This is a genomic window from Rhodopila sp., assembly GCF_035548095.1.
GTDB lineage: Bacteria > Pseudomonadota > Alphaproteobacteria > Acetobacterales > Acetobacteraceae > Rhodopila.
In genome coordinates this window covers 367324-393017 of record NZ_DASZUV010000001.1, presented here as the reverse complement: position 1 = coordinate 393017, position 25694 = coordinate 367324, and the positions used below count along the sequence as shown (strand labels likewise).

Annotated in this window: 27 protein-coding genes; 2 read left to right on the top strand and 25 right to left on the bottom strand. The window is 65.9% G+C overall.

Annotated features, from left to right (window positions below):
• Positions 1-46: 46 nt before the first annotated feature.
• The 14 genes from VHC04_RS01730 to VHC04_RS01665 form a co-directional block, all read right to left on the bottom strand.
• Entirely contained in the window at positions 47-490 is a 444-nt protein-coding gene (locus tag VHC04_RS01730; protein WP_325677304.1) for a CopG family transcriptional regulator, read from the bottom strand.
• A gap of 7 nt (positions 491-497) precedes the next feature.
• Positions 498-2480 carry a conjugal transfer protein TraG gene (locus VHC04_RS01725; protein ID WP_325677302.1) on the bottom strand — a complete coding sequence of 661 codons (1983 nt, stop codon included), beginning with the start codon at positions 2478-2480 and terminating at the stop codon, positions 498-500.
• Positions 2481-2512: 32 nt separating this feature from the next.
• Positions 2513-4249 carry a relaxase/mobilization nuclease domain-containing protein gene (locus VHC04_RS01720; RefSeq protein ID WP_325677300.1) on the bottom strand — a complete coding sequence of 579 codons (1737 nt, stop codon included), beginning with the start codon at positions 4247-4249 and terminating at the stop codon, positions 2513-2515.
• 354 nt (positions 4250-4603) lie between these two features.
• Positions 4604-5320 (bottom strand): lytic transglycosylase domain-containing protein, encoded by a 717-nt coding sequence (locus tag VHC04_RS01715; RefSeq protein WP_325677298.1) that lies wholly within the window; start codon positions 5318-5320, stop codon positions 4604-4606.
• Between the two features lie 4 nt (positions 5321-5324).
• Positions 5325-5660, bottom strand: a complete 336-nt coding sequence (locus VHC04_RS01710) for a DUF736 domain-containing protein (protein WP_325677296.1) — start codon at positions 5658-5660, stop codon at positions 5325-5327.
• Positions 5661-5694: 34 nt separating this feature from the next.
• Positions 5695-6240, bottom strand: coding sequence for a S26 family signal peptidase (locus VHC04_RS01705; RefSeq protein ID WP_325677293.1), 546 nt, complete (start codon positions 6238-6240; stop codon positions 5695-5697).
• Positions 6237-6755 carry a DUF2840 domain-containing protein gene (locus VHC04_RS01700; RefSeq protein ID WP_325677291.1) on the bottom strand — a complete coding sequence of 173 codons (519 nt, stop codon included), beginning with the start codon at positions 6753-6755 and terminating at the stop codon, positions 6237-6239. Before VHC04_RS01700 ends, VHC04_RS01705 begins: the two co-directional genes overlap by 4 nt.
• Entirely contained in the window at positions 6755-7006 is a 252-nt protein-coding gene (locus VHC04_RS01695; protein ID WP_325677289.1) for a hypothetical protein, read from the bottom strand. Before VHC04_RS01695 ends, VHC04_RS01700 begins: the two co-directional genes overlap by 1 nt.
• Complete coding sequence (gene parA / locus VHC04_RS01690; RefSeq protein ID WP_325677287.1) at positions 7003-7641, bottom strand: ParA family partition ATPase; 639 nt, start codon at positions 7639-7641, stop codon at positions 7003-7005. Before parA ends, VHC04_RS01695 begins: the two co-directional genes overlap by 4 nt.
• Positions 7638-8753: a replication initiator protein A gene (locus tag VHC04_RS01685; protein WP_325677285.1), complete on the bottom strand. Its 1116-nt coding sequence runs from the start codon at positions 8751-8753 to the stop codon at positions 7638-7640. Before VHC04_RS01685 ends, parA begins: the two co-directional genes overlap by 4 nt.
• A gap of 11 nt (positions 8754-8764) precedes the next feature.
• Positions 8765-9016, bottom strand: a complete 252-nt coding sequence (locus VHC04_RS01680) for a helix-turn-helix transcriptional regulator (protein ID WP_325677282.1) — start codon at positions 9014-9016, stop codon at positions 8765-8767.
• Positions 9017-9161: 145 nt separating this feature from the next.
• Positions 9162-9809 (bottom strand): DUF2285 domain-containing protein, encoded by a 648-nt coding sequence (locus VHC04_RS01675; RefSeq protein WP_325677280.1) that lies wholly within the window; start codon positions 9807-9809, stop codon positions 9162-9164.
• On the bottom strand, positions 9739-9948 hold the full coding sequence (locus VHC04_RS01670; RefSeq protein ID WP_325677278.1) for a transcriptional regulator domain-containing protein: 210 nt from the start codon (positions 9946-9948) through the stop codon (positions 9739-9741). The genes VHC04_RS01675 and VHC04_RS01670 overlap by 71 nt, the downstream gene beginning before the upstream one ends.
• Before the next feature lie 118 nt (positions 9949-10066).
• Positions 10067-10330 (bottom strand): DUF2285 domain-containing protein, encoded by a 264-nt coding sequence (locus tag VHC04_RS01665; RefSeq protein WP_325677276.1) that lies wholly within the window; start codon positions 10328-10330, stop codon positions 10067-10069.
• A 244-nt stretch (positions 10331-10574) separates the two neighbouring features.
• On the opposite strand from VHC04_RS01665, the gene VHC04_RS01660 reads away from it, so the two are divergent.
• Positions 10575-10808, top strand: coding sequence for a helix-turn-helix domain-containing protein (locus VHC04_RS01660; RefSeq protein WP_325677274.1), 234 nt, complete (start codon positions 10575-10577; stop codon positions 10806-10808).
• Positions 10809-10821: 13 nt separating this feature from the next.
• Here the strand turns inward: VHC04_RS01660 and VHC04_RS01655 are convergent, their stop codons facing one another.
• The 5 genes from VHC04_RS01655 to VHC04_RS01635 all read right to left on the bottom strand — a co-directional run bounded on the left by VHC04_RS01655 (position 10822) and on the right by VHC04_RS01635 (position 13944).
• Positions 10822-11034 carry a helix-turn-helix domain-containing protein gene (locus tag VHC04_RS01655; RefSeq protein WP_325677271.1) on the bottom strand — a complete coding sequence of 71 codons (213 nt, stop codon included), beginning with the start codon at positions 11032-11034 and terminating at the stop codon, positions 10822-10824.
• A gap of 150 nt (positions 11035-11184) precedes the next feature.
• The gene (locus tag VHC04_RS01650; RefSeq protein WP_325677269.1) at positions 11185-11874 is read right to left on the bottom strand and encodes a winged helix-turn-helix domain-containing protein; all 690 of its coding nucleotides are present in this window, start codon (positions 11872-11874) and stop codon (positions 11185-11187) included.
• Positions 11875-12009: 135 nt separating this feature from the next.
• Positions 12010-12339, bottom strand: a complete 330-nt coding sequence (locus VHC04_RS01645; protein WP_325677267.1) for a DUF736 domain-containing protein — start codon at positions 12337-12339, stop codon at positions 12010-12012.
• Between the two features lie 592 nt (positions 12340-12931).
• The gene (locus VHC04_RS01640; RefSeq protein ID WP_325677265.1) at positions 12932-13372 is read right to left on the bottom strand and encodes a hypothetical protein; all 441 of its coding nucleotides are present in this window, start codon (positions 13370-13372) and stop codon (positions 12932-12934) included.
• A gap of 206 nt (positions 13373-13578) precedes the next feature.
• Positions 13579-13944, bottom strand: coding sequence for a winged helix-turn-helix transcriptional regulator (locus VHC04_RS01635; RefSeq protein ID WP_325677263.1), 366 nt, complete (start codon positions 13942-13944; stop codon positions 13579-13581).
• An 88-nt stretch (positions 13945-14032) separates the two neighbouring features.
• Here VHC04_RS01635 and VHC04_RS01630 point away from each other — a divergent pair, with 88 nt between their 5' ends.
• On the top strand, positions 14033-14782 hold the full coding sequence (locus VHC04_RS01630) for an SDR family oxidoreductase (RefSeq protein ID WP_325677261.1): 750 nt from the start codon (positions 14033-14035) through the stop codon (positions 14780-14782).
• Between the two features lie 21 nt (positions 14783-14803).
• Here the strand turns inward: VHC04_RS01630 and VHC04_RS01625 are convergent, their stop codons facing one another.
• The 6 genes from VHC04_RS01625 to VHC04_RS01600 form a co-directional block, all read right to left on the bottom strand.
• Positions 14804-15733 carry a DUF2493 domain-containing protein gene (locus VHC04_RS01625; RefSeq protein WP_325677259.1) on the bottom strand — a complete coding sequence of 310 codons (930 nt, stop codon included), beginning with the start codon at positions 15731-15733 and terminating at the stop codon, positions 14804-14806.
• Positions 15734-16057: 324 nt separating this feature from the next.
• A complete protein-coding gene (locus VHC04_RS01620) occupies positions 16058-17113 on the bottom strand; it encodes a DUF7146 domain-containing protein (protein WP_325677257.1) in 1056 nt (351 codons plus the stop codon).
• Complete coding sequence (locus tag VHC04_RS01615) at positions 17113-21441, bottom strand: strawberry notch family protein (RefSeq protein ID WP_325677255.1); 4329 nt, start codon at positions 21439-21441, stop codon at positions 17113-17115. The genes VHC04_RS01620 and VHC04_RS01615 overlap by 1 nt, the downstream gene beginning before the upstream one ends.
• Positions 21442-21630: 189 nt before the next feature.
• Complete coding sequence (locus tag VHC04_RS01610; protein ID WP_325677253.1) at positions 21631-22056, bottom strand: hypothetical protein; 426 nt, start codon at positions 22054-22056, stop codon at positions 21631-21633.
• A 99-nt stretch (positions 22057-22155) separates the two neighbouring features.
• A complete protein-coding gene (locus VHC04_RS01605) occupies positions 22156-24288 on the bottom strand; it encodes a ParB/RepB/Spo0J family partition protein (RefSeq protein ID WP_325677251.1) in 2133 nt (710 codons plus the stop codon).
• A 171-nt stretch (positions 24289-24459) separates the two neighbouring features.
• Positions 24460-25416, bottom strand: coding sequence for an ArdC family protein (locus tag VHC04_RS01600; RefSeq protein WP_325677249.1), 957 nt, complete (start codon positions 25414-25416; stop codon positions 24460-24462).
• Between the last annotated feature and the right edge of the window lie 278 nt (positions 25417-25694).

The window sequence follows — 25694 nt, the reverse complement described above, 5'->3', positions numbered from 1 at the left end:
TGTTTCGACAATCGCACGGCGCCCGCACATCTACGCGCCAATGTATCTACGGCAGATTCGGGGCGCGGTTTGAGTCGTCTTGCACATCTTCCGGGATCTCCTGCCTCAACTTCGGTCCCTCGTTGAGGCGGCGTCCCAGGGTGGTGATGAAGTTGTCATAACGCGCGCCGGCCTGGGCACGGGCGGCCTTGGCGGCCGGCTCGGGAAGTGGCGGGGTGGTGTTCAGCCAGAAGCGAATGAACAAGGCCAAGGTCTCGACACCTATCGAGACATCACGTTCGAGCCGCGCCAAACGACGATCCTGCTGGTCGAGCCTCTTGGCAATCGCCGCTTCGCGGCGCTCGTCGGCATCGGGTGACAAGAACGATGCGATGGCCGCTTCGGCGATGAGCGACATCGGCTGCTCGCGGCGCGCGGCGTAGGCGGAGAGCGCCTTCATGACATGCGGGTCGAGATAGACCGAGACCTGGGCCTTCTTCTTCGCCGTCATACGCGCCTCACAGTCCGAGGTCGTCGCCGGGGTCGAGCGAGGCCTGGCGGGCGATGCCCTGCATCAGGTCGTTCATTCGGCCGATGCGGGGCGCGTCCTCCTCCAGCTCGTCGGCCGGCTCCAGGGCGAACTCGTTTTCGATCGGTTCCTTCTTCTCGACTGTCTCCTGGCTCAGCTCTGGCTGCTTGCGGCGATCCGCATTCTTCGGATCCTCGTCGTCAGCTTCCTCGTCGTCGCGCACCGCAGGTGCCGACGGGCGCGGCGGTAGCGGACGGGCGCTCCAGTCGTCGGAGCGTCCCTCTTTCGGCTGGGTCAGCGCCGGCGGCGGTAAGATGCGCTCCTGAAAGCGCGCGTCCTCATAGTAGCGCGCTTTCTTCGCGCGGATCGGATGCAGGCCCGAGACCATGACGATCTCATCACTGGGGGGGAGCTGCATGATCTCGCCGGGAGTCAGCAGGGCGCGCGGCGTTTCCGAGCGGGAGACCATGAGGTGACCCAGCCAAGGGGACAGGCGGCTCCCGGCGTAGTTCTTCATGGCTTTCATTTCGGTGGCCGTGCCGAGCGCATCGCTAACCCGCTTGGCGGTCCGCTCATCATTGGTCGCGAAGCTGACCCGGACATGACAGTTGTCGAGGATCGAGTTGTTGGGCCCGTAGGCCTTCTCGATTTGGTTCAGGGATTGCGCGATCAGAAAGCTCTTGATGCCATAGCCGGCCATGAAGGCCAGCGCCGACTCGAAGAAGTCGAGACGGCCGAGGGCAGGAAACTCGTCGAGCATCAGAAGAAGCCTGCGCCGGCCGGCCTTTGCCTGCAGGTCCTCAGTCAAACGTCGGCCGATCTGATTGAGGATCAGGCGGGTCAGCGGCTTGGTGCGGTTGATATCGGAGGGTGGGACCACGAGGTAGAGCGTCGTCGGCCGATCGCCGGCCACGATGTCGCCGATCCGCCAGTCGCAGCGCCGCGTCACTTCGGCCACGACAGGATCGCGATAGAGGCCGAGGAACGACATGGCCGTGCTGAGCACGCCGGACCGTTCGTTACCCGACTTGTTCAGCAGTTCGCGCGCGGCCGAGGCGACCACGGGATGAACGCCGGCCTCGCCGAGATGGGCGGTCTTCATCATCGCCGCTAAGGTCGACTCGATCGGCCGCTTCGGATCGGAAAGGAAAGCGGCGACGCCGGCGAGCGTCTTGTCCGCCTCGGCATAGAGGACGTGCAGGATCGCGCCCACCAGCAGCGCGTGACTGGTCTTCTCCCAGTGGTTGCGCTTCTCAAGGCTGCCTTCCGGGTCAACGAGGATGTCGGCGATGTTTTGGACGTCGCGGACTTCCCATTCGCCGCGCCGAACCTCGAGCAGCGGATTGTACGCGGAGGACTTCGCATTGGTCGGATCGAACAGCAGGACGCGACCGTGCCGCGCACGGAAGCCGGCGGTGAGCTGCCAATTCTCGCCCTTGATGTCGTGGACGATCGCCGACCCCGGCCAGGTGAGCAGCGAGGGAATGACGAGGCCGACGCCCTTGCCGCTCCGCGTCGGGGCGAAGCACAGCACATGCTCGGGACCGTCATGGCGAAGGTAGCTGCGCTGGTGGCGGCCCAGCACCACGCCGTCCGGACCAAGCAGCCCAGCCTGCTCAATCTCCTTCAACTGCGCCCAGCGGGCCGAGCCGTAGGTCTCGGCGTTCCTCGCTTCACGGGCGCGCCAGACGGACATGCCGATCGCGACGGCCGCAGCGATCAGCCCGCCTGACGCCGCGATGTAGGCGCCCTCGATGAAGATCGACGGGGCATAGGCGTCATAGGCATACCACCACCAGAAGAAGGCCGGTGGCAGATAGAAGGGGAAATGCATCAGCTCGAACCACGGCCGCCCAAGCTCGGGCTGGAAGCCAAGGCGCCAGGCGGTCCATTCGGTCGCTGTCCAGATCGCCAACAAGACGATGCCGAAGACGGTGATGATCTGACCCCAGAGAATCTTGGTCGCGGACACAGCAGAAGTCCTTCCGTTATCAGTGGGGTCGCTCACAGGCCGAGTCCCCGATTGCGCCCGAAGCCCCAATCGATCCCGCCGTCGCCGCGGGTGACGCCGGAGACGTGGCGGCCGAGCTGCTTCTCAAGTGAGGGCGTCCACGGAACGAGCTGGAAGCCGAGCCCGTCGTCGATCATGGCGAAACGGCCGGAGGCGAGCGCGAAGCGCTGCCGATAGGCGCCAGCGACATACTCGCCGGCCGCAGCCCGATTGAACGGTAGGCCTGTCTCGGCCGCGAGCCGCTCTCCCAAGGCCTCGACCTCCCGGCGGCGAAGCGTTCCGATCAGGTTCTGAGAGAAGACGATGCCGCGCGGCTGGCGTTCGGCGAGGCCCTGCTCAATCAGCTGATCGGTCCGCCGCTCCATGGCGTCGCGAACCTCGGCGCCGAACCCGGTCTGGCCGAGCGCCACAGGGTCCCGCGCGACCGCTTGCCGATCGAGCCAGGTCGCTCCGCTGGCCGTCAGCTGGCTCTCGATGGAAAGATCGGAGCGCACGGCGAGCGCAACGCGCCGCCGCCCTTGCGCGTCATCGAACTTGCGCAACTCGACGATCGAGCCGGCAGCGCTGTCGCCGGCGGCGTCGAGGTCGGGGAATTTGATGTGATGGGTGCGTCCGTCGACGCCGTCGACCACGGCATAGGCCGTGCCCTTCAGCTCGTCGTCCAGACCGCGATCGACGAGCCGTCCTATGACGGGGACGTCGAGGCTCTCGCCAGCGAGGACATAGCTCGCGGTCGCCCGCTCGATGCCGCGTTCGGTGAGGCTGCGATGGATGCGTTTGATGATGTCGCCGCGCTCGCCGAGTTCGCGCAGCGTCGCTTCCGCGGCCTCGACCATCGTCCACTGGCCGGGTCCGATCTGGTGGGCGAGGCCGAGCCTCTCCAGATGGCGTAGCCGTCCAACTTTCAGACTGTGGAATTCGTCGGGCTGCTGTGCGCCGGGAGCCAAGTCGATGACGCCATTCCGATCGGCGTCGCGGGACAGTTGGCGATCGAGCTGCGTCCAGCGTTCGGCTTCCACCTGGCGTTCGAGCGCGTGCCGGATATCGAGGTCGCTGCGGAGCCCCAGCTCCTGCGTGACCAGGTCCTGCGCGCGGGCGCGCATCCCTTCCTTGATGTAGTCGCGCGAGATGACGAGGTCCTGGCCGTCGTCGGCAACGCCGCGCACGATAATGTGGACGTGCGGGTGCTGGGTGTTCCAATGATCGACGGCGACCCAGTCGAGCCTGGTGCCGAGATCCTTCGCCATCTGGCCGACCAGTTCGCGGGTGAAGCCCTGAAGGTCAGCCATCTCCGGCGCGTCCTCGGGCGAGACGATGAACCGGAAATGATGGCGGTCCTTCTCGCACCGCTCGGCGAACGCCTTGGAATCGGCGTCATCCGTGTCGGGGCCGAACAGCCGGGTCTTCTCCCCGTCGCGAGTGACGCCCTCGCGCCGGAGGTAGCCGAGATGGTCGGCGAGCGGCGCCGAACGCCCCGCATGACGCACGACGCGCGTCTTGACCGTCACGAGCCGGGACCGGCCGGTCAGCAGGCGGTTCGCCCGTACGCTGGCGACGCGGCCGCGGCCGAAGCTCGAGCGGCTCTTGCTTCTGAGGAGGCCTTGCCGCGAGATGCCACCGCCGGCGCGCTGGGCGGCGGCGAGCGCCTGGGCGATGAACGGCTTGGCGCGCTGGCTGCGCGAGGAGCGGATGCGGCCTGGCCGGGGCTGGAAGTCGTTCTCCTCAGCCATGGGCGGCCTCGGCAATGTGCGGAAAGGACAGCGCCAGCAACGTGTTAATGGGCGAGCGCACATTGCGCGCGGACGCCGCACATTGCCGGATCAGGAAAAAAACCAAGCAAAAACAACCGACCGACCGAGCCGCACGTTGCGGCCTTTTATCTGGCCCTCGGTCAGTTGTTGTCCGCACGCCTACCCCGAACGCTGCTCCTTCTTCCCCGCAGCACGCCCCTATGCGCCTGCCTACCCGATGACCCCCGCGTATCCCGAGGCGCCTGATCGGCATGGCGTCCAACGCGCCTCCGCCAAGAGCCGTGCCCGCTTGCGAGGCGAGCGCGACATCAGGCAAGCGCACGGGCCGCAGGATCATGGCTTCGGCCCTGTTGCGGAAACGGCAACGAACAGGCCGCCGGATTGCGGAGCGATTCCGGAGACATCGCGTACAGGGACGACAGTCGGTCGGTCGTCACTTTGCGGTTTGGGCGTCGGATGATCGGCAGGCTCAGCGCTTGCCGACCGCACGATGAAGAGCGGCGCCTGTGTCCACGACGACGGATCGGAGGCCGCCGGAAGGGCAGGCCCATCGATCGCGTCGCCCCCGACAAAAGGGACGAGCGCCGCCACATACGCGATCGTCTCTGGTGGCAGCGGACGGCGGCGGTCGCGGTAATCCTCGTAGCGCCCCGGCCCGGCATTGTAGGCCGCGAAGAAGCCTGGCGAGCCGTAGCGATCGAACATCTCGCGCAGGAAGGCCGCGCCCGCGATGATGTTATCGTGCGGGTCGAAAGGGTCTCGCCCAAGGCCGTAGCGCGCGCGAAGCGCCGCCCACGTCTCCGGCATGAGCTGCATCAACCCCATCGCGCCCTTGGGCGAGATGGCATGCCGATCGCCGCCGCTCTCAATGCGCATAATGGCCCGTATCCACGCCGCCGGAATGGCGAAACGCTGAGCAGCTTCGGCGATCAACGCGGTGTAGGGCTCGGTCGCGGCCTGTATCGCGACCGCCGCCGGCTGCGCGTTGACCGCGGCCGTCGGCATCCCGATCGCTATGACGCCGGCGAGCAGAAGAGGCGCGCACCGCATGCGCTCAATCCCGCGCGCCGCGCTTGGGCGGCCGATTCCAATTCAGCACCCAGGCAGACTTATCGTCGCCCGACTGGAAGAGATTGGCGCGGATCGGCTGCGCGAGGGCAGGATCATCGATGACCAGCGAGACGTATTCGCCAGCCTTCTCGCCGGTGCGCTTCCAGCCCGCGCCGATCTCAGGGCCGTCTGCGTCGCCCATGTGAATGCGGTAGTCGGGCGCGTTCTCGGCATCCGAGGATTCGGCCGGCACGAGGGACAGGTCTCGGTAGAAGAAGAGCGTCTGAATGCGTCCGGTGAAGCCGGATCTATCGCGGGTGAACTGACCGATCTGCGCCATGGGAATCTCCTTTGTTGGCGGGTTGAAAAGCGGGTCATTGGATCGCGGCGCGCCACACGAAGCGGCCGTCGCCGGCTTCGTCGGTCCACAGCGGGACCGCGCGAGCGATGAGCGATGTGACGGGGAGCGGTCCGAAATAGCGGCCGTCCAGGCTGTCCGGGACGGTCGGATTCATGAGGAAGACTTCGCCAGCGCCGAGCGCGTGGCAGCCGCTCCAGCGCGGGAGCGGACGACCAAGATGGTCGCGGTCACGCGCCGCACCGACCTCGACCTTGTCGACGGTGACGACGTCGCCTGTCCGGCAAACCGTCTGCCCAGGCACGGCCATGACGTGCTTCAAGAGCGGCACGCCTTTGGGCAGGAAGCCGCCATCGGCAAGAAAGCTGGCGATGGGCTCGGGCGGGCGCACCGCGACCAGTTCGAGCGCGTGCAGCCGGCCAACGGGGTGCAAGGCGTAAAGCCCCGTGGGCGTGCTGGCCGTCGCGTTCCAAATCAACCGCGGCGCGGGATGGAAGAATGCCAGCGCACCGACGCCGAGCATGGCGAAGTACGTCGACATGACGTAGCCGAAGCGGGTCATAGGATGACGCTCCGGCGCTTCAGCCAAGCCTGATGCTGCTCGCGGGTGTACGGACGCGGTTCGTGGCCGGCGGCGAGACGGTTGTGCAGATGCCGCCAGTATTCCGGCGCGGCGTCGGCAGGATCGATGTCGAGGGCCTCGACGGCGTCGATCGCCTGCAGCACGCGCTCGACCTTCGGCCAGCTATCGACGCGCAGGAGGATTTCGCCGCCAAGCCGCACGAACGGTAGGGTCTGGTAGCGCGCCCCGGCCTCGACCGCGCGCACGATGTCCATGCGCGAGACGACGGTGCCGAAGTCATTGGAAGCCCAGCGGACGAAGGCGAAGATGCTGCCTGGCCGAAAGCAGGAAACGCTGCGGCGGCGATCGAGGATCTGTTCGTCGACGCTGCGGCCGAAGCGCAGCCAGTGCTCGATCTTCTCCTCGATCCACGTCAGCTCGACCTGTGTGAGCGCGATGGTGCGCCGATGCGACGGCGGCACGTTCCGCGGCGGCGACGGTTCGTTGTCGTTCATCAGGGTTCTCCGAGATCGGCGGGGAATTCGCGCGCCAGCAGGTCGCGCAGCATGTCGGCGACGGTGATCCCGCGCCGGAAGGCGGCGACCTTGATACGGCCGCGCAGTCCCGGCGTGACGTCGATCGTCAGCCGCGCGGTGTAGGACAAGGCCTCGTCTGGGCGCGCTCCTGGCGCGTCGGGTGTCTTGATCCAGCGTTCGGCGTCGCCGGGACGCGCCGCGAAGCCGCGACGGGTGGGGCGCTCGGTCATGGGGCTAGCCTCGCGACCTCGGCGGCGAATGCGGTAATCTCGCGCGCGGCTACAGTGTGTTCTGCCACCTCGAAGACCAGGCGACCCGACTGCGCGGACTCGGCGAATACGACGCGCTGGCCGATGGTAGTCGCGAGCACCGCTGGGTCATGCTCGGCGAGTGTCTCGGCGGTCTCGCGGGCGATGACGGTGCGCGCGCCGCAGCGGTTGAGGACGAAACGGGCGGCGAGTTGCGGGCGGTAGATGCGCGCCTCGCGCAGCAGCTCCAGCATCTCGGCGGAGGCCCAGCCGTCGAGCGGTGACGGTTGCACAGGGATCAGCACGAGGTCGGCCGCCAGTAGAGCGGAGCGCATCAGGCTGGCGACGCGAGGCGGCCCGTCGATGACGATGTGATCGGCGGTGCGCGCGAGCTCCGGCGCTTCGCGGTGGAGGGTGTCACGCGCCAAGCCCACGACGCCGAACAGCCGCGATACGTTCTCCCGCGCGCGCTGCTGCGACCAGTCTAGCGCTGAGCCTTGGGGGTCGGCGTCGATCAGCGTGACGCGCCTGCCGTGCAGCGCCAGCGCACCGGCCAGATGAAGGGCGAGCGTCGTCTTGCCGACGCCGCCCTTCTGATTGAGGAGCGCGACGATCATCGCCTTCCTCCTGGCTTGTGGCCAAAGGGCAGCGTCGGCTGGTTACGTGAGGTGGGATTGGTCGTGGCGGATGTCGCCGCGCGTTTGTCCGCGGATCGCGCTGGCCCAACAACAGAGTTAGATTCTGAGTTAGATTCTAAGTTAAGGCCCGGGCTCGCGGTTTCCGGCCAAAGCGTTAGCTGCGGTTCGTGCGTGCGAAGTCCCGATAGCGCTGCGTGCGAAGTCCCGATGTCATTTGCGTGCGAAGTCCCGGCCGCATCCACACCGCCATCCACAGGGACTGTGGACAGGTGCGCCGGTAGGATGCGCAGTAATTCGCGGCGACTGTCGCGCTCCAAGCGGAGACGGTATCCAGGCAACGACTGCCTCGCGACGAGCCGACGAATCTGGAGCGCGAAATCCGAGACGCGGACCAGGCTGCCCGACTTCTCATGGAGGTGAGAAATTTCAAACAGCCAGCCCTTCGGCTGACGGCCCGCGTGCTTGCGGGCGACGCGGTAGAGCCAGCGCTCAATGCCGCCAGTCAGCCTGAAGTAGGCCGGGTCGATCGCGAGCACGAGCGAGCGATCGATGACGCCGCGATAGAACCAATCGGGGAGAACGAACTCCATCCCCTCGACGCGGCCGTCGCGGGTGGTGCACTCCTCCCATTCGTTGATCCAGGAGAACTGGTGTCGCCGCCAGTGTTCGCCGCCGCGGATGGTGGTGCGGATGACGGTGGATTGCAGGCGCGCGAGCGCGCCCTTCAGAAGCTTGTAGTCCCGTGCGCCGGTCTGTCGTCCGACGGCCGTGAGAAGCTGGTATGGCGTGAAGCGCAGAAAGCGCGAGGTCTTGTAGCCGAGGTCCTCGGCCTCCACGATCTGGCTCGCCGCCCAGATCAGCACGTCCGCGTCCCAGATGGTCGCCATGCCGTGCTCGGGAACGGCGTAGACCTCTACGCGGACATCACCGGCCTCGTAGCGGATGGGTGCCGTCCGTCTGGCCTTGGCGAGCGAAAAGAATGGCCGCTCCATAAGGTCGCGCTGGTCGCGCGGGCTGGCGTCGCCGGTGGCGACGACGAAAGGTTCGAGCTTGCTCCGCTCGCTGGTTGTGAGGAGGGGGCGCGGCCGCATCGTCGCCCGTCTCAGCGCTGGCCGTGGCCAGCGGCGCGGGCCTCAACGTAACGGGGGTCGGATGTCGAGCTGCAGGCGGACCTGTCTGCCCAGGCATTCAGATCGTCGACCGCATAAACGACGCGGCCGCCGAGCTTTCGGAACGTTGGCCCACTGCCGTGGCAGCGATATTTCTCCAGCGTGCGCGCCGAGAGGCCGAGCAGGCGCGCCGCTTCATGCGTGCGAACGTAGCGGATCGCAGCCTGCGCGGTTTGGTCGGGCATGGGGTGCCTCCGTGTTGCCTCAAAGCGCCGCGGCAAAGTCGCGGCATGTCGGGGCTACGGTGGCGGAGAGAGTTGGCATTGGGGGTGGACGAAGAATCTCGCTGTCGCGTGTCCCCCCAAATGCGCGGAGGTACAAAGCCGCACGTCAGCGGCCACGCAATAATTTTAGATAGCCGCGCTCAACGAGCGCGATGGAGTCGTGGATGAGCCGGTTGGCGGCTCGGCGGGAATGAGAGTCTTTCCATTCGACTGAAGGAAGCTTCGCTTGCTTGGACGAGAGGACATCGGCGGCAACATCTCGCGGTCCCCCGCCGGCACTGTGAATGTCGAAAGCGTGGAGTAGACGAACCAACCGAGCCTTTTGCATGGACGTGAGTCGGAGCGCTGAAGGAAGGAGCTTTGTAGGATTGCCCCGCAGGCGGCGCACAAAGCGAAGTGCCGTTTCAAGTCGGAGCTCGAAGTTGGCGTCGATCGGGAGCAGGACCGCCGGGCGCCTTTCGCTCGAACTTGTTCGCAGGCGGATATGCAGTTCGTCTGGCGACCCGAACACTACCAGTTCGCGCTCGTCCCTCTCAGTAACTTCGGCGGCGAGCGATCCGAGCCGCGAGATATCCAACGCCAGGATGGGTTCAAAGCCGTCGGGCGCTGCATCCAGGATGATCGTGCCGGGCGACACTTCGGGCAACCAGAACACAGGACCGGGCCCGGCGGGTCGGCCGGGGTCATGGGCGAAATTGCAACCCCCATCGTCGAGCGAGCCGTGCGCCAGCCGTCGTCGCGCTTGCAGGATCACGTGCGATCATACGTTCGGTGCGAGCATAGTCGCGACGGTATTCAGGGTTGCGGCGCAGAAATTCGATAGCGAACCCGGGACGCTCGAGGCGCTTAAGCCGTTCGATCGTTTCAGGGGAACGCCAATCCTCTGTAGGCATAAGTTGTCCTCTCATCTGCCCCCGCTCGGGCGGCAGACGATCGGCAAAGCCAGGCTTGGCGCTAGTCCTCAGGGTTGCATCGCGCGTGGCGAGCACGCGAAGAGAGATTAACCGAACTTCACTGCATCCGAGGCTGAAGCAGGTGCTGGTATCCGGTCTTTGTCATCCATCGCGCGCGCGCGAGATGGCTTTCATGGACCATTTTGGCACGCCGGGGCTCTGCGTTGGGGTCAAGACCAAAGAGCCGCCACACGACCTCGCGCCAGTCGGCGCCTTCTTCGTCCGCCATCAACAAGCGCAGATAGATTGCGAGGTGTCGCTCGTCGTAGGCGTTTAGACGCTCGGTCTGGGGAGGGCAGTCCTGAAATGACGCGTCAGACATTGCGCTCGCCCCCCTAGGTCGTAGAAGCGCGTTGAGGATTCATTTACTGCGAATCTTTGCAAGTCGCGAACCCCAGCGGCTTGGCAAAGTGATGCTGCTGACGCATCACGTGAGGCACAAAGGCGGTAAACTGGACACGAGCCGGCTTCTCTAACGGAGATCGCAAAGTACGATTCGGAACGATCGTTCCTGGAACGATCTTTCCGATGTCGCTTCCCCTAGCGCCATGGATCTCAAGGAGGTCATGGCGATCAATCTGCGTCGATTGCGTCATGCGAACGAAATGACGCAGGAGGAGCTGGCGGAACGCGTCGGCTTGAGCGCTCGCTATATCGGATCGATTGAGCGCGCCGCGGTATCCGCGAGTGTGACGGTGCTTGGCCGGATCGCAGCCGCGCTTGGGGTTGACCCTGCCGAACTGATCAGAGCACAGGCGAGCGGCTCCAGTCGGAAATCCGCGAAGGAGGGAACGCGCTAGACTGTTGAGCGGCTCATGATGGACGTTTGAAAAACTCCACGGCATCGACTTGGAGCACGTCCGCGAGCTTCTCCAACATGTCAATGGTTGCGGCGTGCTCCTCGCGTTCGAGCATGCCCACATAGTTGCGATTGACACCCGCACGATCGGCAAGCTCCTCCTGGGACAGGTCTCGGACATGTCTCAGTCTTCGCAAGTTGATCGCGACAATCTCCCGCAGGCTCATGCGGTGAGATCGCCGGTCCACCTAATATATTGCCACCTAGTATATTAGTGATTCGCGCGCAAGCTCCTAGGAAGGGCTTCTCGCCCAGGAGGCCCGGCTTTCGCGGTGGCAGGGGGAATGAGCCCAAGATAAGCTGGGTGAGTCTCCAAGTTAGGATGTTGCCTGGACACCAAACACGCTTGCGAACCCGGAAACCCCCTCCGGAGTCACGAGGAGAGCGCGGCTATCGCGCACCCTTTCGACCCAAGCGTGCTCGAGCGCATGACGGAGGATCGCAGCACCCACCGCGCCGGCTAAATGGGGTCGACGCTCGCTCCAATCGAGGCAAGGGCGGCAGAAGATGCGGCGTTTGGAGGTGGAGGTGAGATCGATGCCAGACCTGTCGAAGAAGGATCGACCGCTGCTCGACAGCTGCCCGCCATCTTCGTCGAGGATAACGAATGAGTTTTGCGCCAAACGATCGGCGACAGCGACGGCGATACGACCGGCCATATGGTCATAGCAAGTCCTCGCATGCCGAAGCGTATCACCTCCGCGCCATAACGTTCGATGGCGGGCGGGGCCATCCTGCGCCACGACCATCAGCCCCTCCAGCATTCGTCCCACGGCTGGAGAGGTGAGGCGAAAATATCGCCGCCGTCCACGCCTTTCGAGCGCGAGCAAGCCAGCATCGGTGAGCTTTGCAAGATGCCCGCTCGCTGTTTGCGGGGCTACACCGGCCAGGTAGGCGAGTTCGGATGCCGTGAGTGTGCGGCCGTCCATCAACGCTGTGAGCATGTTGGCTCGTGCCGGATCGCCGACGAGTGCAGCGACCTGCGCGATTTTTGGGCCGGAATCCATGTCTTCTTTTACGCCCCTAGCACCGCTTAACGAAGCGAGAACACTACGGTTCTGGCCGTAGTGTTCCGGCTCCGTCTGGCCGGCGGCAAGGAGGAGGGCCCCGCCCGGACCAGCCGGACGGGGCCTTTGGGTGGATCACTCCCCGCCGCGGCGGCCGTTGGGGCGAGACCAGATCAGGCTGTAGCCCTCACCGTCCTCGTCATCGAAGAGGTTGGCAAAGATCGGTGCGGTGAAGCTCGGGTCGTCGAGCTTGAGGCCCAGATAGTCGCGGCCTTCATTGGAGCGCTTGGCCCAGGCGGCGCCGATCTCGACCCGTCCGGCATAGACGCGGTGGCTGGGGCTGTTCTCGCCGGAGCGGTTGGTTTCGGGGACGATCCGGACGTTCTTGGCCTGGACCGAGAGGGTGACGATTTGGCCGGTGAATTCATTCGAGCCGGACTTCTTGAAGGTGCCGATGGTCGCCATGGTAGTTCTCCTTGATCTCTGTTTCCGAGCCCGCACCATTGCGGCCTCGATGGTGATCGGCAGGCCGGAGGCGATCGACGGCGCACCCCGAAGGGGCTCGACAGCAAAGGAGGAACTTTCTTGTTTCGCGAGGAATGACGGCGCAGCCGGCAGGGGAAGAAAGTTGTGACGCCGCTGTTGCGCCTTAGGCGGTCGAGGCTTTAGCCGGCCTTCGGCCAGATCAACCCATCGAAGAGGCCGCTCGGTGCGCTCGGCCTGACAGAGGTGACATTAAGGGGAACGTGGCGATTTCGAGTCGCCGCAAGCTCCGGGCGGCGAACACGACCGCGATCCGAGCCCTGCGCTGGCCATCAACGGATCTCCCGCTTCGAAGACCGAGCTCCGGCTCGATGCCCCATTCGCGTGATTGGTTGGCCCGGTCTCCCAGAGATCGCCATCTGGTCCTCTCCGCTGCGACGACCGCCGCGACTCCGGTCACACCGCGATGGCGGGCCGAGCTTCACTGCCGAAGCCGCTCTCTGGCCAACTTCGATGACGGGGACCGCGGGCGTCCCAGATGCCTGATCTGACCCCGCCCCGCCGAGCGACGGTGTCAGCCCCGCGCCAAGCCCTGTCCGGCTGGTCTGGGCGCGGCCATTCCGGTGAAGCGGAGGAACGCCGTGACACTGACAGCAATTGCGCCGATGACGGCGAAGATCGCCTGCCAGGTGGATGAAGGCATCGCCATCTGGGCGATTCCATGCGTGGCGCTGTAGCCGGCGACAGTAGCAGGCGCGACATAGATGAGGATGATCAGGAGTCGAAGCCACGTCCATGGCACAAAGGCGAGCGCGAGCTGGCCCAGGCCAAAGGTTGCGCCGCCGGTCACGAGACCCACGGCAATGCCGCCGAGCACGCCAGCCCCCGTGTGGAAGGCCCAGATGCCGCTCGTCAGACCGGTGAAAAAGGGCAGCGCGAAGACAGCGAGGTTGAACAGCAGCCAGCAGAAGAAGCAGATGCCGACGATGACGAGCAGTGGTCCGAAAATGATCATGGCGGTGCGCTCCGTGAGAAGAGGTCTGACGGTCGCGCCTTCCTCCACCGCCACGGCGCAATCAGGAGTATAGCCGCAAACAGGTGCCAGCGGGAGCGGAAATCCCTCTGGGCTTCGTAGCTCTCGTCAAGATGCTCCCGTGGCTTCGCGGGACTACGGAAAACGACGTAGGTCGAGCTCGATCGTCTGACTCTGATGACTGGGCTTTATCGTTGAAGCTTCTGTCCGTGCGTCTGCATCCATTCGGCCAGGGAGTCTAGGGTTTGCCGAAGGGACAAAGCTAGTTCGGTGGCCTCATACTCGACCCGAGGCGGAACTTCGGCATAGGCGAACCGCCGAATAAGCCCACGTTGCTCGAAGAGGCGAAGCTGTCTGGTGAGCTCTTTCTGCGTGATAGGTGCCACGGCACGCTGCAGTTCCCGGAAACGGGTCGGACGACCAGCTACCATCAGGCGGTAAAGGATCGGAATCGCCCATTTGCCCGATACGAGGTTAACGAAGTCGACCATCGGACAGCGTTCAACGTCCAGAGCGATAAGTGTCCCGCCCCTATCGTCGGTTACAGCTTTCATCCTAGCTCCAAAGGTATGCAAAAGGTGCCTACTATACTTATGATACTAATGGCCCCAGATTCCAGTGCTGCGCAACGAGGAGGCTCGCATGGGACGTCTGAGCGGCAAATTCGCACTCATCACTGGCGGCACGAGCGGGATCGGGCTGGAAACCGCGCAGCAATTCCTTGCCGAAGGAGCCGAGGTCGCTATCACGGGTCGGTCCCAGGACAGCCTTGAAGCCGCGCGGCGCCAGTTGCCGAGAGAAGTCCTGGCTATTCGCAACGACGCCAGCGTGGCTACCGACCAGAGCGAACTCGCGGCGATCCTGTCACGCAAATGGGCCAGGCTCGATGTTCTTTATGCCAATGCAGCAGATGTGACGCACCAGCCCATGGGGCAATGGACCGAGGCGATCGTGGATCGGATACTCGCAACAAATCTCAAGGGCCCCCTCTTGCTGATTCAGTCGTTGCTGCCGATCCTCTCTAATCCGGCTTCGATCATCCTATGCGGGTCAGTGAGCGCTCATATTGGACTGCCGCAAAGCAGCGTATACGCAGCGAGCAAGGCGGGCCTGCTCTCACTAGCGCGCACCTTGTCTGGCGAGTTCATCCAGCGAGGGATTCGGGTGAACGGGTTGAGCCCCGGCCCGACAACGACGCCCGCTTTGGGCAAGCTCGGCTTGGCAGCCGAGGAGCTTCGGCGACTGCAGGATGACATTCGAAATCTGGTTCCAATTGGGCGCATGGGGCAGCCCATAGAACTCGCCAAAGCAGCGGTTTTCCTGGCGTCAGACGAATCGAGTTATGTCGTTGGAACGGAGTTGCTAGTCGACGGAGGTGTCGGCAGCCTCTAGCCGCGCAGATGCGGGCGGCGCTCACGCGCCGCCGAACTTCCAAACCGGGATGCCGAGCTTCTTCGCTTTGTCGGCGAGATTGTCCTGGATGCCAGTGCCGGGGAAGTGCATCACCCCGATCGGCAGCACTTCCAGCATAGCGTCGTTGCGCTTGAACGGCGCGGCCTTGGCGTGCTTCGTCCAGTCCGGTTTGAAGGCGATTTGCGGGACTTTGCGATTGTCGGCCCATTTGGCGGCTATCAACTCGGCGCCCTTTGGCGATCCACCGTGCAACAGCACCATGTCGGGGTGCTTTGCATGGACCTGATCGAGCTTGGCCCAGACCAGCCGGTGATCATTGAAGTCGAGGCCGCCGGTCAGCGCCACCTTCGGGCCTGCGGGCAGAAGCACCTGGTTGTCCGCCCGCTTCTTGGCGCTGAGGAAGTCGCGACTGTCGATCATCGCCGCGGTGAGGTTGCGATGGTTGACCTTCGACCCATTGCGCGGCCGCCAAGTTGAACGGGTGTGGTGCTCGAACTGGTCTGCGGCCTGATCGCGCATCAGCTCGATGGCGTTGCGGCGTTCGATCAGCGTCAGGCCTTCCGCCGTGAGGCGCTCCAACTCGACGGATTTGACCTCGCTGCCATCCTGCTCGCGCTGCGACCGTTGCTGCGCCAGCTCGTTGTCGTCGAGTTCGCGTTCGATCCGGTCGATGGCTCGGTGGAAAACGTTCACCGTCGACCAGAGCAGGTCCTCGAGGTCGGGTTCGAGGCGAGTGTCGGTCAGGGCTACCACAAGGGCATCGAAGATGTCGGAGATGCTGCCGGCGAGGATGTTCGCTTCTGGGAGCGGCCTGGGATCGGGCTCGTCGTTGAAGGGACGGTAGCCATAGAGCTGGAGTTCGTGGAGGACCTGGTCGGTCGGGGATGAGCCGTGGTGCGGTTCGAAATCGTCGTCGTGATCGGTGGTCATCGTGGCTTTCCTCGTCGGATCGGCCGCGCCCATCGCGGCCTTCATGGCGACGAAGGCGGCGGGCGGACCGGACCTGCACCCGCAGCGAAGCGAAGGGCCGGAGCCTCGGTGGAGGACCGAAGGGGGCCGGCTATTTTGTCTCGCGATGTAAAGGCGGCTCTGCCGCCGACGGAAAATAGTCGGCCCACAAGGTTGCCGGTCCGGGCCGTTTGCCGCCCGATCGCCCTCTCAGAAGGCCGTGGGCGTGGTCCTCTCCGACACTAAGGGAAAGCATGACCGCCGGCCCCGCGGCGACGACGCTGCCGCGCCCCATCCCCGTTCCGGCTATGCTGCCAGCTCCATGAAGCGGGCGACATCCTGCGCCGCGATCTGCACCCGGCTTGCGGCCCGAAGCGCATTCACGCCCAAGAGGCGGAGATCCTCGTTGAAGTCCCCGAGCCGTGGCGAGATCACGATCGCCTCGATCCCGGCCTCCTGCGCTCGCTCGATCAACGTCACCATCGCGCCATCGCCGGCCGGATCGTCGTCGCGGGCGATATAGAGCCTGCGCAACATGTCCGGGAACAGGATGGCCGAGAGATGAGCGGCCGAGAGGGCCGCGACCATCGGCATCTCGGGAAGGACGCACCTGAGCGATAGCATCGTCTCGATGCCCTCGCCGGCCGCCATGACTTCGCCCGCCACTCCGAAGCGAACAGCGTGACCGAGCAGGTCGCCCATGGCTCGTCTCGGGGTGTCGATCGGCGCCTTGCCGAGCGTCGCCTCATTGAAGCCGCCGGGATCGAGCCAGGTGCGATGCGCACCGGTCAGATTGCCTGCGATGTCGGTGACGGAGGCGATCATCGCCGGCCAAGTCTCGGTCGGGCTATGGTCGTCGGGCCGGTAGTAGCAACGTGGGTGAAAGCGCAGGCTTCCGGTTCCGTGCAAAGCCGTAATGCTGCGATTGCGGAGATACGTTTCCACGAGAGTACGAGACATCGGCTGCGACATGGCGAGCAGTCGCCGTGCGGCCTCCGGCGATCCCGTCGGGACGCTTAGTGTCCGTGATCGGGGATGGTCCGGCTCCGGTTCGGGATGCGGCAGACTGAGGAACGAACGCGCCTCGTCGGCGACGTCTTTGAAGTCGACCAGCCCGCAGCTTTCGCGGATAACATCGAGCAGGTCGCCGTGCTCGCCGGTGGCGGCGTCGGTCCATTTGCCGGCGGGTCCCTTCACCGATTCCTGAAGCCGAACGAACATCGAGCGGCCTGGTGTGTTGCGGACGTCGCCCACCAGCCAGTAGCGGCCCTCCCGCCGTCCGGCGGAGAGGTAGTGGCGGCATACCGCCTCGGCGTCGCGCGCGAGACGGTGAGCAAGTTCAGAGGCGTCGTGGCGGGCCATCACGCGGCTTCCCGCTCGCCGATGCGCTCGACGGGATAATGATCGAGCACCTTCGCCAGCACGCCGACGCCGGTCGCATCGGTCGGTACGAACATGCGCAGCTTCCAGGAGATGATCTCACTGAAGAGGCCGTAGGCGCGCAGGCGATCGCGCATCGTGTCGGCGAAGTCCGACAGCTCGATGCGGTGAGCGCCCATGACGCGCACCCGATGGAGCTGCAAGCCCTCGGCGAGATCGAGAACGGTACGGCCCTCGAGCAGCGCCGCGAAGGCCGCGTCCGGTGTCAGGTGGGTCGCTCCAGTCAACGAAGCGTTTGCCGCCCAGGCCGGCGAGACCCTTCGGCCGATGATGCGTTCGCCCGCGTCGGTTTGGAGCCGATAGACGCGCGTCGACTCGTTCGGCAGGCGCTTCCAGATCGGCAGCAGCAAGCCTGCGACGATATGGATTGTGCTGTCGGCGAACTCGGGAACTTCGGACACTTCGCGTGTCCACGCGGCGGCGAAGGCCTCGCGGTCGACCGCCAGCCAATGGCTCTCGTCCATCATCGTCAGCGAGGCGTGATGGTGCTCCATCGGCCGGATCAGCCGAACGCGGCGTTCGATCTCACCGTCGTCGAGCATCACGCTCGGCGCCGGGATCTGCACGGCGGCGCGGCCGGAGCGCTCGTTGACCAGCAGCACGGCGCGTGAATCGGCGAGATGGTCGAGCGCCTCATCGAGCGTCACCGGCCGATTGCGCCGGCGCTCGGTGATGGTGAGCAGCCTGGTCTCCGCCCCCGTCGCGGGATGGGTGTAGATCGCGCGGCGATCGGTGACGACGAAGCTCTCGGCCCGCAGCGTCTCCAGGCCGACGTCATAGACGCCGCTGGCGATGGCGCCCTCGATCTTGGCGTTGAGCAGTTGCTCGAACGCTGTGAACAGCACGCCCTGAAGGTCGATGGTGAGCGCCAGCAGCCGGTTGAGGAAGGTGTTGATCGGTGGCAGTTCGTCTTTGATGCCGTTGGCGTCCATGAGCTTGAGGCCGGTGGCGGACTCGAACATCTGGAGTGAGCAGCCTTCGATCTTGCCGCGCACCAGCAGCAGATAGAGCCGGCGCAGCGCATCGCGGGCGTAGTGGGATTCCAGATTGTCTTCGGCTCTGAACAATCCCTGGCCGCCGGTCTGGCGCTGGCCGCGGGTGATGGCGCCCAGCGTGTCGAGGCGGCGGGCGATGGTCGAGAGGAAGCGCTTCTCGGCCTTCACGTCGGTGGCGATGGGTCTGAACAAGGGCGGTTGCGCCTGGTTCGTCCGGTTGGTGCGGCCGAGGCCCTGGATGGCCGCGTCGGCCTTCCAGCCGGGTTCGAGCAGATAATGGACCCGCAGGCGACGGTTCCGCGCCGAAAGCTCGGCGTGGTAGCTCCGGCCCGTCCCGCCCGCTTCCGAGAAGACGAGGATGCGCTTCAGGTCGTCCATGAACGCGGCGGTCTCGGCAAGATTGGCGGAGGCGGCGCGGTTCTCCACGATGAGGCGATCGCCCTTGCGCACCACGCGGCGCGAGCGTCCGGTGACTTCGGCCACGAGGTCCGTGCCGAAGCGCTGGACGATCTGGTCGAGCGCGCCGGGCACCGGCGGGAGCGAAGCAAGCCGCTCGATCAGCTCGTTGCGTCGGGCGACGGCCTCGCGGCTTTCGACGGGCTGGCCGTTGCGGAAGACGGGCCGGGACGAGAGATTGCCCTCGCTGTCCGTGAAGGGCTCGTAGAGCTGGACCGGGAAGGAATGAGCGAGATAGTCCAGGACGTACTCGCGCGGCGTGATGTCGACTCGGACGTCGTTCCATTCCTCGGTTGGTGGTATCTCGGCGAGCCGGCGCTCCATCAGCGCCTCGCCGGTCGAGACGATCTGGATCACGGCGGAGTGGCCGTCGGCCAAGTCCTGATCGATCCGGCGGATCAGGGTCGGCGTCTTCATCGAGGTCAGCAGATGGCCGAAGAAGCGCTGCTTGGCGCTCTCGAACGCCGAGCGGGCGGCCGACTTCGCCTGAGCGTTCAGTGTGCCGGTCTCGCCGGTAATGTTGGCGGCCTGCATCGCCGCATCGAGGTGATTGTGGATGATCGAGAACGCCCCGGCATAGGCGTCGTAGATGCGGCGCTGCTCGTCGGTGAGCGCGTGCTCGACCAGCTCGTATTCGACGCCGTCGTAGGAGAGCGAGCGGGCAGTGTAGAGGCCGAGTGAGCGCAGATCGCGCGCCAGCACCTCCATGGCGGCGACGCCGCCATCCTCGATCGCCTCCACGAACTCAGCGCGGGTGGCGAAAGGGAAATCATCGCCGCCCCAGAGGCCGAGCCGCTGGGCATAGGCGAGATTGTGGACGGTTGTCGCGCCGGTGGCAGAGACATAGACCACCCGCGCATTGGGCAAGGCGTGCTGCAGGCGCAGGCCGGCCCGGCCCTGCTGCGAGGGGGCGACATCGCCGCGTTCGCCCTTGCCGCCCCCGGCGCTCTGCATGGCGTGGCTCTCGTCGAAAATGATCACTCCGTCGAAGTCGGAGCCCAACCATTCAACGATCTGCCGGACGCGCGAAAGCTTTTCGCCACGGTCGTCGGACCGCAGCGTAGCGTAGGTTAAAAATAGGACGCCTTCGGCCAGGCGGATCGGCTTACCCTGAGGAAAGCGCGAGAGCGGTGTGATGAGCAGACGCTCCATGCCAAGGGCCGACCAGTCGCGCTGAGCGTCCTCGAGCAGCTTGTCGGACTTGGAGATCCAGACCGCCTTGCGCCGGCCCTTGAGCCAATTGTCGAGGATGATGCCGGCCGATTGGCGGCCCTTGCCAGCGCCGGTGCCGTCGCCCAGCATGAAGCCCCGACGGAAGCGCACGGCGTTCGGCGCATCGTCGCGGGCTGCGGTGACGAGATCGAAGGTCTCGTCCACGGTCCAGGCGCCGGCGAGATAATCGCCATGCGCTTCGCCGGCGTAAATTACCGTCTCGAGCTGGGCGTCCGACAGGATGCCGTCGCGAACGAGGTTTACCGGTAAGCGCGGCCGATAGCTGGGCTTCGGCGGGGCGACCGAAGCCATAGCGGCCGACTGCACCAGCTTGGTGGGGTGGGCCTGAGCGTCCGGTATTCGGATGGACTGAAGCCGGTACTCCTCGTAGATCGCATCGCTGAGCCGCGCGCCCTCCGCCGGCGTCCAGTCGATCGTCTCATAGGCGAGATCGATTGCCTCGGGGTCTGCAACGGAAGCCTTGGCGGATTGCGCCATGCCGGCGCGGGCGAGATAGCCCCGCACAGTCCGCGGTGCTGCGGCGACGGGGACGGCTGTGCTCGGCGCGATCGGGAGGCGCGCGGGAACGTGCTCTGCGATCCAGCCGAGCAGCGTGGCCACGTCGGGTGCTACGCCGCGCGATTGCGGCAGCGATGTGGGATCATCGGCGGGCGCCTTGTCGATCACGATCAGGCGTGTGTCGATCGTGGTGCCGTGTTTGGCGTAGACCGCGCCATCGATCGCGGCGGTGAATTGGATGCGGCCGCGCTCCTGCAGTCGGACGAAGGCGTCACGCCAAGCCGGCAGCTCCGGCCCGAAATTCGCTCCGGTGATCGCCACCAGGCGCCCGCCGTCCGCGAGGCGTGCGAGCGCGGAGGCGATGTGGCGATAGGCGGTGTCGGCCATGCGGCCGGTGACATTGGCCATCGCTGAGAATGGGGGGTTCATGAGCACGACGGTTGGGACCACGCCGGGGTCGAGGTGGTCGTGGATCTGGGCAGCGTCGAAGCGCGTCACGCCGAGGGCGGGGAATAACGACGAGAGCAACGCGGCGCGGCTCTCGGCCAGCTCGTTCAGCACGAGGGTGGCGCCCGCGATCTCCGCCAGGATGGCCAGCAGTCCGGTGCCGGCGGAAGGCTCCAGCACACGGTCGGCAGCCGTGATTGCGGCGGCTGCGACGGCCGCCAGGCCGAGCGGGGTCGGCGTGGAGAATTGCTGGAAGGTCTCGCTCTCTGCGGAGCGGCGGGTATGTGTCGGCAGAAGGCCGGCGATCTTGACCAAGCCGGAGAGCCGGGAAGCCGGAGACTCGGCTTTGCGGAAGAGCGCCTTTCCGTATTTGCGCAGGAAGAGGACGGTCGCGGCCTCGCATGCGTCATAGGCGGTCTTCCAATCCCAGACGCCGGAAACATCAGACGCGGCGAAAGCCGCTTCCATCGCCGCGCGCAGGATCGCCGCGTCGATCCGTTGGCCCCGCTCGAGATGCGGGAGGAGCTGCTGGGCCGCGATCATCATCGCGGCGGGGACGTCGGGACGAAGGGCAGGCGGAAGCGGCGCGGCCTGCACGGCCGCGGTCGGGGAGATATTCATGAAGGGAGCCTCGGGAGAGCTGTGGGCCATGAGCCGACCGGCGCTCTCTCTGGGACCGCGTCGGCTCGAAGCCTTCCCGGCCGGCCTCTTCCTCTCAACTCAGGGCCTGTAACGAAAAAGGCGCCCCACCGTGTGGTGAGGCGCCGGAGCCGTAGCGGCCCTGGGCAAGGGGCTGTCACGAGCTGGAGATCACTTCGGACGGCGAGGCTCGCCCGCGGCTTCGGGATCGGGCCTGCCAGCGAGGATCGCTTCGCCTTTGGCGATCGCACCATCGAGGCGGGTGCGCCAGAACCCGTCGTCGGCCGACTGTATGTCGGAGCCGTGTGCGAACAGCTTGAGCAGCCCGAGCAGCACCTCGAAATGGCCGGCCTTGCGCTGGATCTGTTCATCGAACTGCGCGGGAATGGCGAGCGCGCAGCCGTGATAGGCTGCGTCACGGCCCTCCCAAGCGCCGGTTACGTAGCTGTCGCCGGCCGTCTCGTGGTCTTCTCGCTGCTCCTCCCAGTCGTCGTCCTCGATGGCGAGGCGGCAGGCTTCTGCAAGCGTGTCCGCCTCGTAAGTGCGCTGTCGGTAGACCGGCAGGTGGTAAGTGGTTTCAATCGTGAATGCGGGCATGCCGCCCTCCTCAAATGCGCGGAGCCCGGCGAACAAGCCGGGCTCCAGGGGATAGTGACCTACGATCGGCGGGACGGCCGAGGCCGCCCCGCCTGCACTCTATTCGGCCGCGATCGTGTGCGGCGCGTCGGCGTCCTCGTCGGCCGCTTCCTCCTCCTCGTCGGTGAGGAATTCGGGCAGCGGGTCGTTGTCGCCGTCGGCTTCGACCGGCGCGTCGTCCGCGACGCCGATCCGCAGCGGCTCCGGCAGCCAGCCGGTGTCGGCCAGGAGCCGCTCGGCCTCCTTGGCCATGTCGCCCTTCTTCAGGTGGTCGATGAGCTGCGCCGCACGCTCGCCTGCCCCTTCCCGCACCGCTTCGAGAATGCGCCGCTTGGGCACGCGGCCGAGATAGTTCTCGACGGTCGGACGCCAGCCGGCCGTCGTCATGTCGAGACCTGTGGCGTGGGCAAGGCGATCGGCGTCGGCGATGCGCTGCTCGACGGTATGGGATGAGACACCTGCACCGTAGCGGTCGCCCTTCTCGTAGAGCGCGTTGACGCCGAAGGAGGCGCAATGGGCGAAGAGCGCCGCCTGTTCGTCTCCGGTGAGCGAGGTGAGCCAATCCCAGAGCTCGGCCTTGTCCTTGGGCAGCCGCTTCTCCCAGGCGGCGTGACGGGCGTCGATCGCCTTTGCCGCCGGCGTCTCCTTCAGACCCTGGGCCTGCACCGGGAAGCTGGCGCTGCGCACGGAAACCTCCATCACCGTTCCGTAGGAGAAGTAGCGGGAGAAGACGTCCAGGCAGAACTTGTGCAGCACGGCCTGGAACGCGACGGCGGGTGAGGTCGCCAGCTTGTCGCGAAGCGCCAGGGTCCGCTCGGCCGTCAGTTCGCTCACCAGCCGGTCCGGCAAGGGCTTCAGGTCCTCGTCGTCCTCATCGTCGGGACCGGCAACCTGCCCGCCGATGGTGATGACGGCGCGCTGAACGGCGGGTGCGTCCGGGTCGATCGCGTTCGGTTCGCTCGCCGCGCCCTCGCCTTCGCCGTCCTGCTCCGGATCGTCGGTCGGCGCCTCGTCCTGCGGGCGGACATAGCCGCGGTCGACCGACAGATTCCCTTCGGCGTCGATGCTGACGAACACGCCGGCCCGGGCGATGTCGGCCGGCGCGTAAGTGACGGGCCGATCGTCGAAGGCGGCGAGCGCCTTCTCGATTTCGCCAAGACGCTCGTCCACCTCGTCGGGCAGTTCATCGGCGCCGTCATAGTCCGCCTCGAGCTTGGCGTACTCCGCGTTGAGCGCCTCGATCGTCGCCTGCTCCTCGCTCGTGAGATCGGTGGGAACGCCTTCGAGCGCACGCAGCCCATGGGCGTGGCCGTAGGGGAAGTCGAGGGCGACCTCGATCCACTTCCAACCCTCGGCGCCGATCGCTTCGGCTTCCGCCTTCAGCTTCTCGGCGACCAGGCCGTCGAGCAGCGCGACGTCTTCGAGCCAGCCGCCGTCATCGGACTGAAAGAGATCGCGTAGCACCACGCCGCCTGCGGCCTCATAGGCGTCGAGACCGACGAACACGGCGCGGCGGTCGGACGCGCGCACCGTCTTCTCGGTCAGCATCCGGCGGATCTGATAGGGCTCCTTCTGCCAGGAGCCGGAGATCGCCTGCCAGACTTGCTCCTGGCGAGCATGATCATGAGTAACGGTGAAGGCCATGAGCTGCTCGAGCGACATGCCGTCTTCTGCATAGACGTCGAGCAAGGCCGAGGAGACGGAAGCGAGGCGCAGCCGCTGCTTGACCACGTTGACCGAGGTGAAGAACGCCGCAGCGATATCCTCCTCAGAACGGCCCTTGTCGCGCAGAGCCTGGAAGGCGCGAAACTGGTCCAGCGGATGCAACGGCGCACGCTGGATGTTCTCAGCGAGCGAGTCGTCTTCGGCGAGGATTGCACTGCCCGCGTCGCGGACCACGCACGGGACCGGAGCGGTCTTTGCGAGGCGCTTCTGCTTCACGAGTAGTTCGAGCGCGCGGTAGCGGCGGCCGCCGGCCGGGATCTCGAACATGCCGGTCTCCGCGCCGTGGGCGTCCAGGATTGGCCGGACGCTCAAACCTTGGAGCAGCGTGCGCCGGCCGATGTCCTCGGCCAGCTCCTCGATCGAGACTCCGGCCTTCACGCGCCGGACGTTCGACTGGCTGAGCACCAGCTTGTTGAAAGGGATGTCGCGCGAGGACGACAGAGTGATCTTCTGAACGGCAGTAGCCATCGGACTGGTCTCCATGGCGGGCGGCCGAGAGACTCTCTCTCGACCTCCAACCCGCCACGAAAACCGGCGCAGCCTCTTCCTCTCGGAGGAGCGCGCCGCACATATGACGGACCGGAAAGACACAGAGACACGGTCCCGCATCTGCGGCTTTCCGGCTATTGAAGCCCTCCATCACGCTGCCGCCTGATCGACGGGCGGCGCCGCGGTCACGGCATCGGTCTCGGGCAGGAAGCCGAGGAGCCAATCCGCCGCCTTGCTGGCCTGAGAGGCGGCGCGCACGATGGCGCGGTTGTCTTCGCGCAGCACCTCCAGCCATGAGCCGATATAGTCGGCGTGGCGCACGGTCGGCACGATGCCGAGCGAGGCGCAGCAGAAGGCCGCGTTCATTTCGGCGACCAGTTCCTCGAACGCATATTTCTTGGTGCCGAAGGAGCCGGTGAGGTCACGCCCGAGACGGGATGGATGGCCGCTGGCGTGCCCCAGCTCATGCAGGGCCGTGCGGTGCCAGTTGATAGGCTCGAAATAAGCCTGCGGCGGCGGCACCATCACGAAGTCCGGACCTGGCGCGTAGAAGGCGCGGTTTCCGCCGATGCGGAAGTCGACACCGGTCGCCCTGATAAGGGCCTCGACCCGAGGTTCGATCAGGCCCGGCGGTGGCGGCGGTGCTACTACTGAGACGTCGTCGGGCAGGTTCTCGCACTGCGCGGCGTTGAACACGGTGAAGCGCTTCAGGAACGGGATCGCGGCGGCTTCCCCGCCGGTCTCCCGCGCGCGGCGTTTCTCATCGTCCGGTACAAAGCGGTCGGCGTAGACGACGGTGGTGCCGCGCTCACCCTTGCGCACGTTGCCGCCGAGGCCGAGCGCCTGGCGGAATGTGAGCCAGCTCTGGGCAGGAAAGCCATGCTCGATGACAGCGCCCCAGAGGATCAGGACGTTGATCCCTGAATATTGCCGGCCGGTGGCGGCGTTCCGCGGCATCGAGAGCGGCGCCTTCGCCGCAGTCGTGCCCCAGGGTTGGACCCATGGCAGCCGGCCGGCTTCCAGCTCGGCGATGATCTTGCCGGTGATTTCGTCATAGAGGCTCGCCCGGTCATGGCCGGTGAGCGCTGAAGCGGTCTTTCTGGACATCGCGGATCTCCGCGACGGGCGCCGGAGGCCTCTCCTCCAGTCCTCAACCCGTCACGGAAATCCCGGTCTGCACTCTCACTCTAAGGGGGCGTTGCGGGGCGTCCCCGCTCGAAGGGGTACGGCCAGACCTTGGCTGGCCGTCAGGGGAAGGCCTTCCCCCACCGACTGGTCCGTCTTGGCGCTGGCCTCTGCCAAGTCCCCGCGCTCGAGGTGCCTGCCTAAATCCGCCGACGCGTGGCGGACGGGTTGGCCGCCGCTCCTGTCGGAGGAACGCTTCA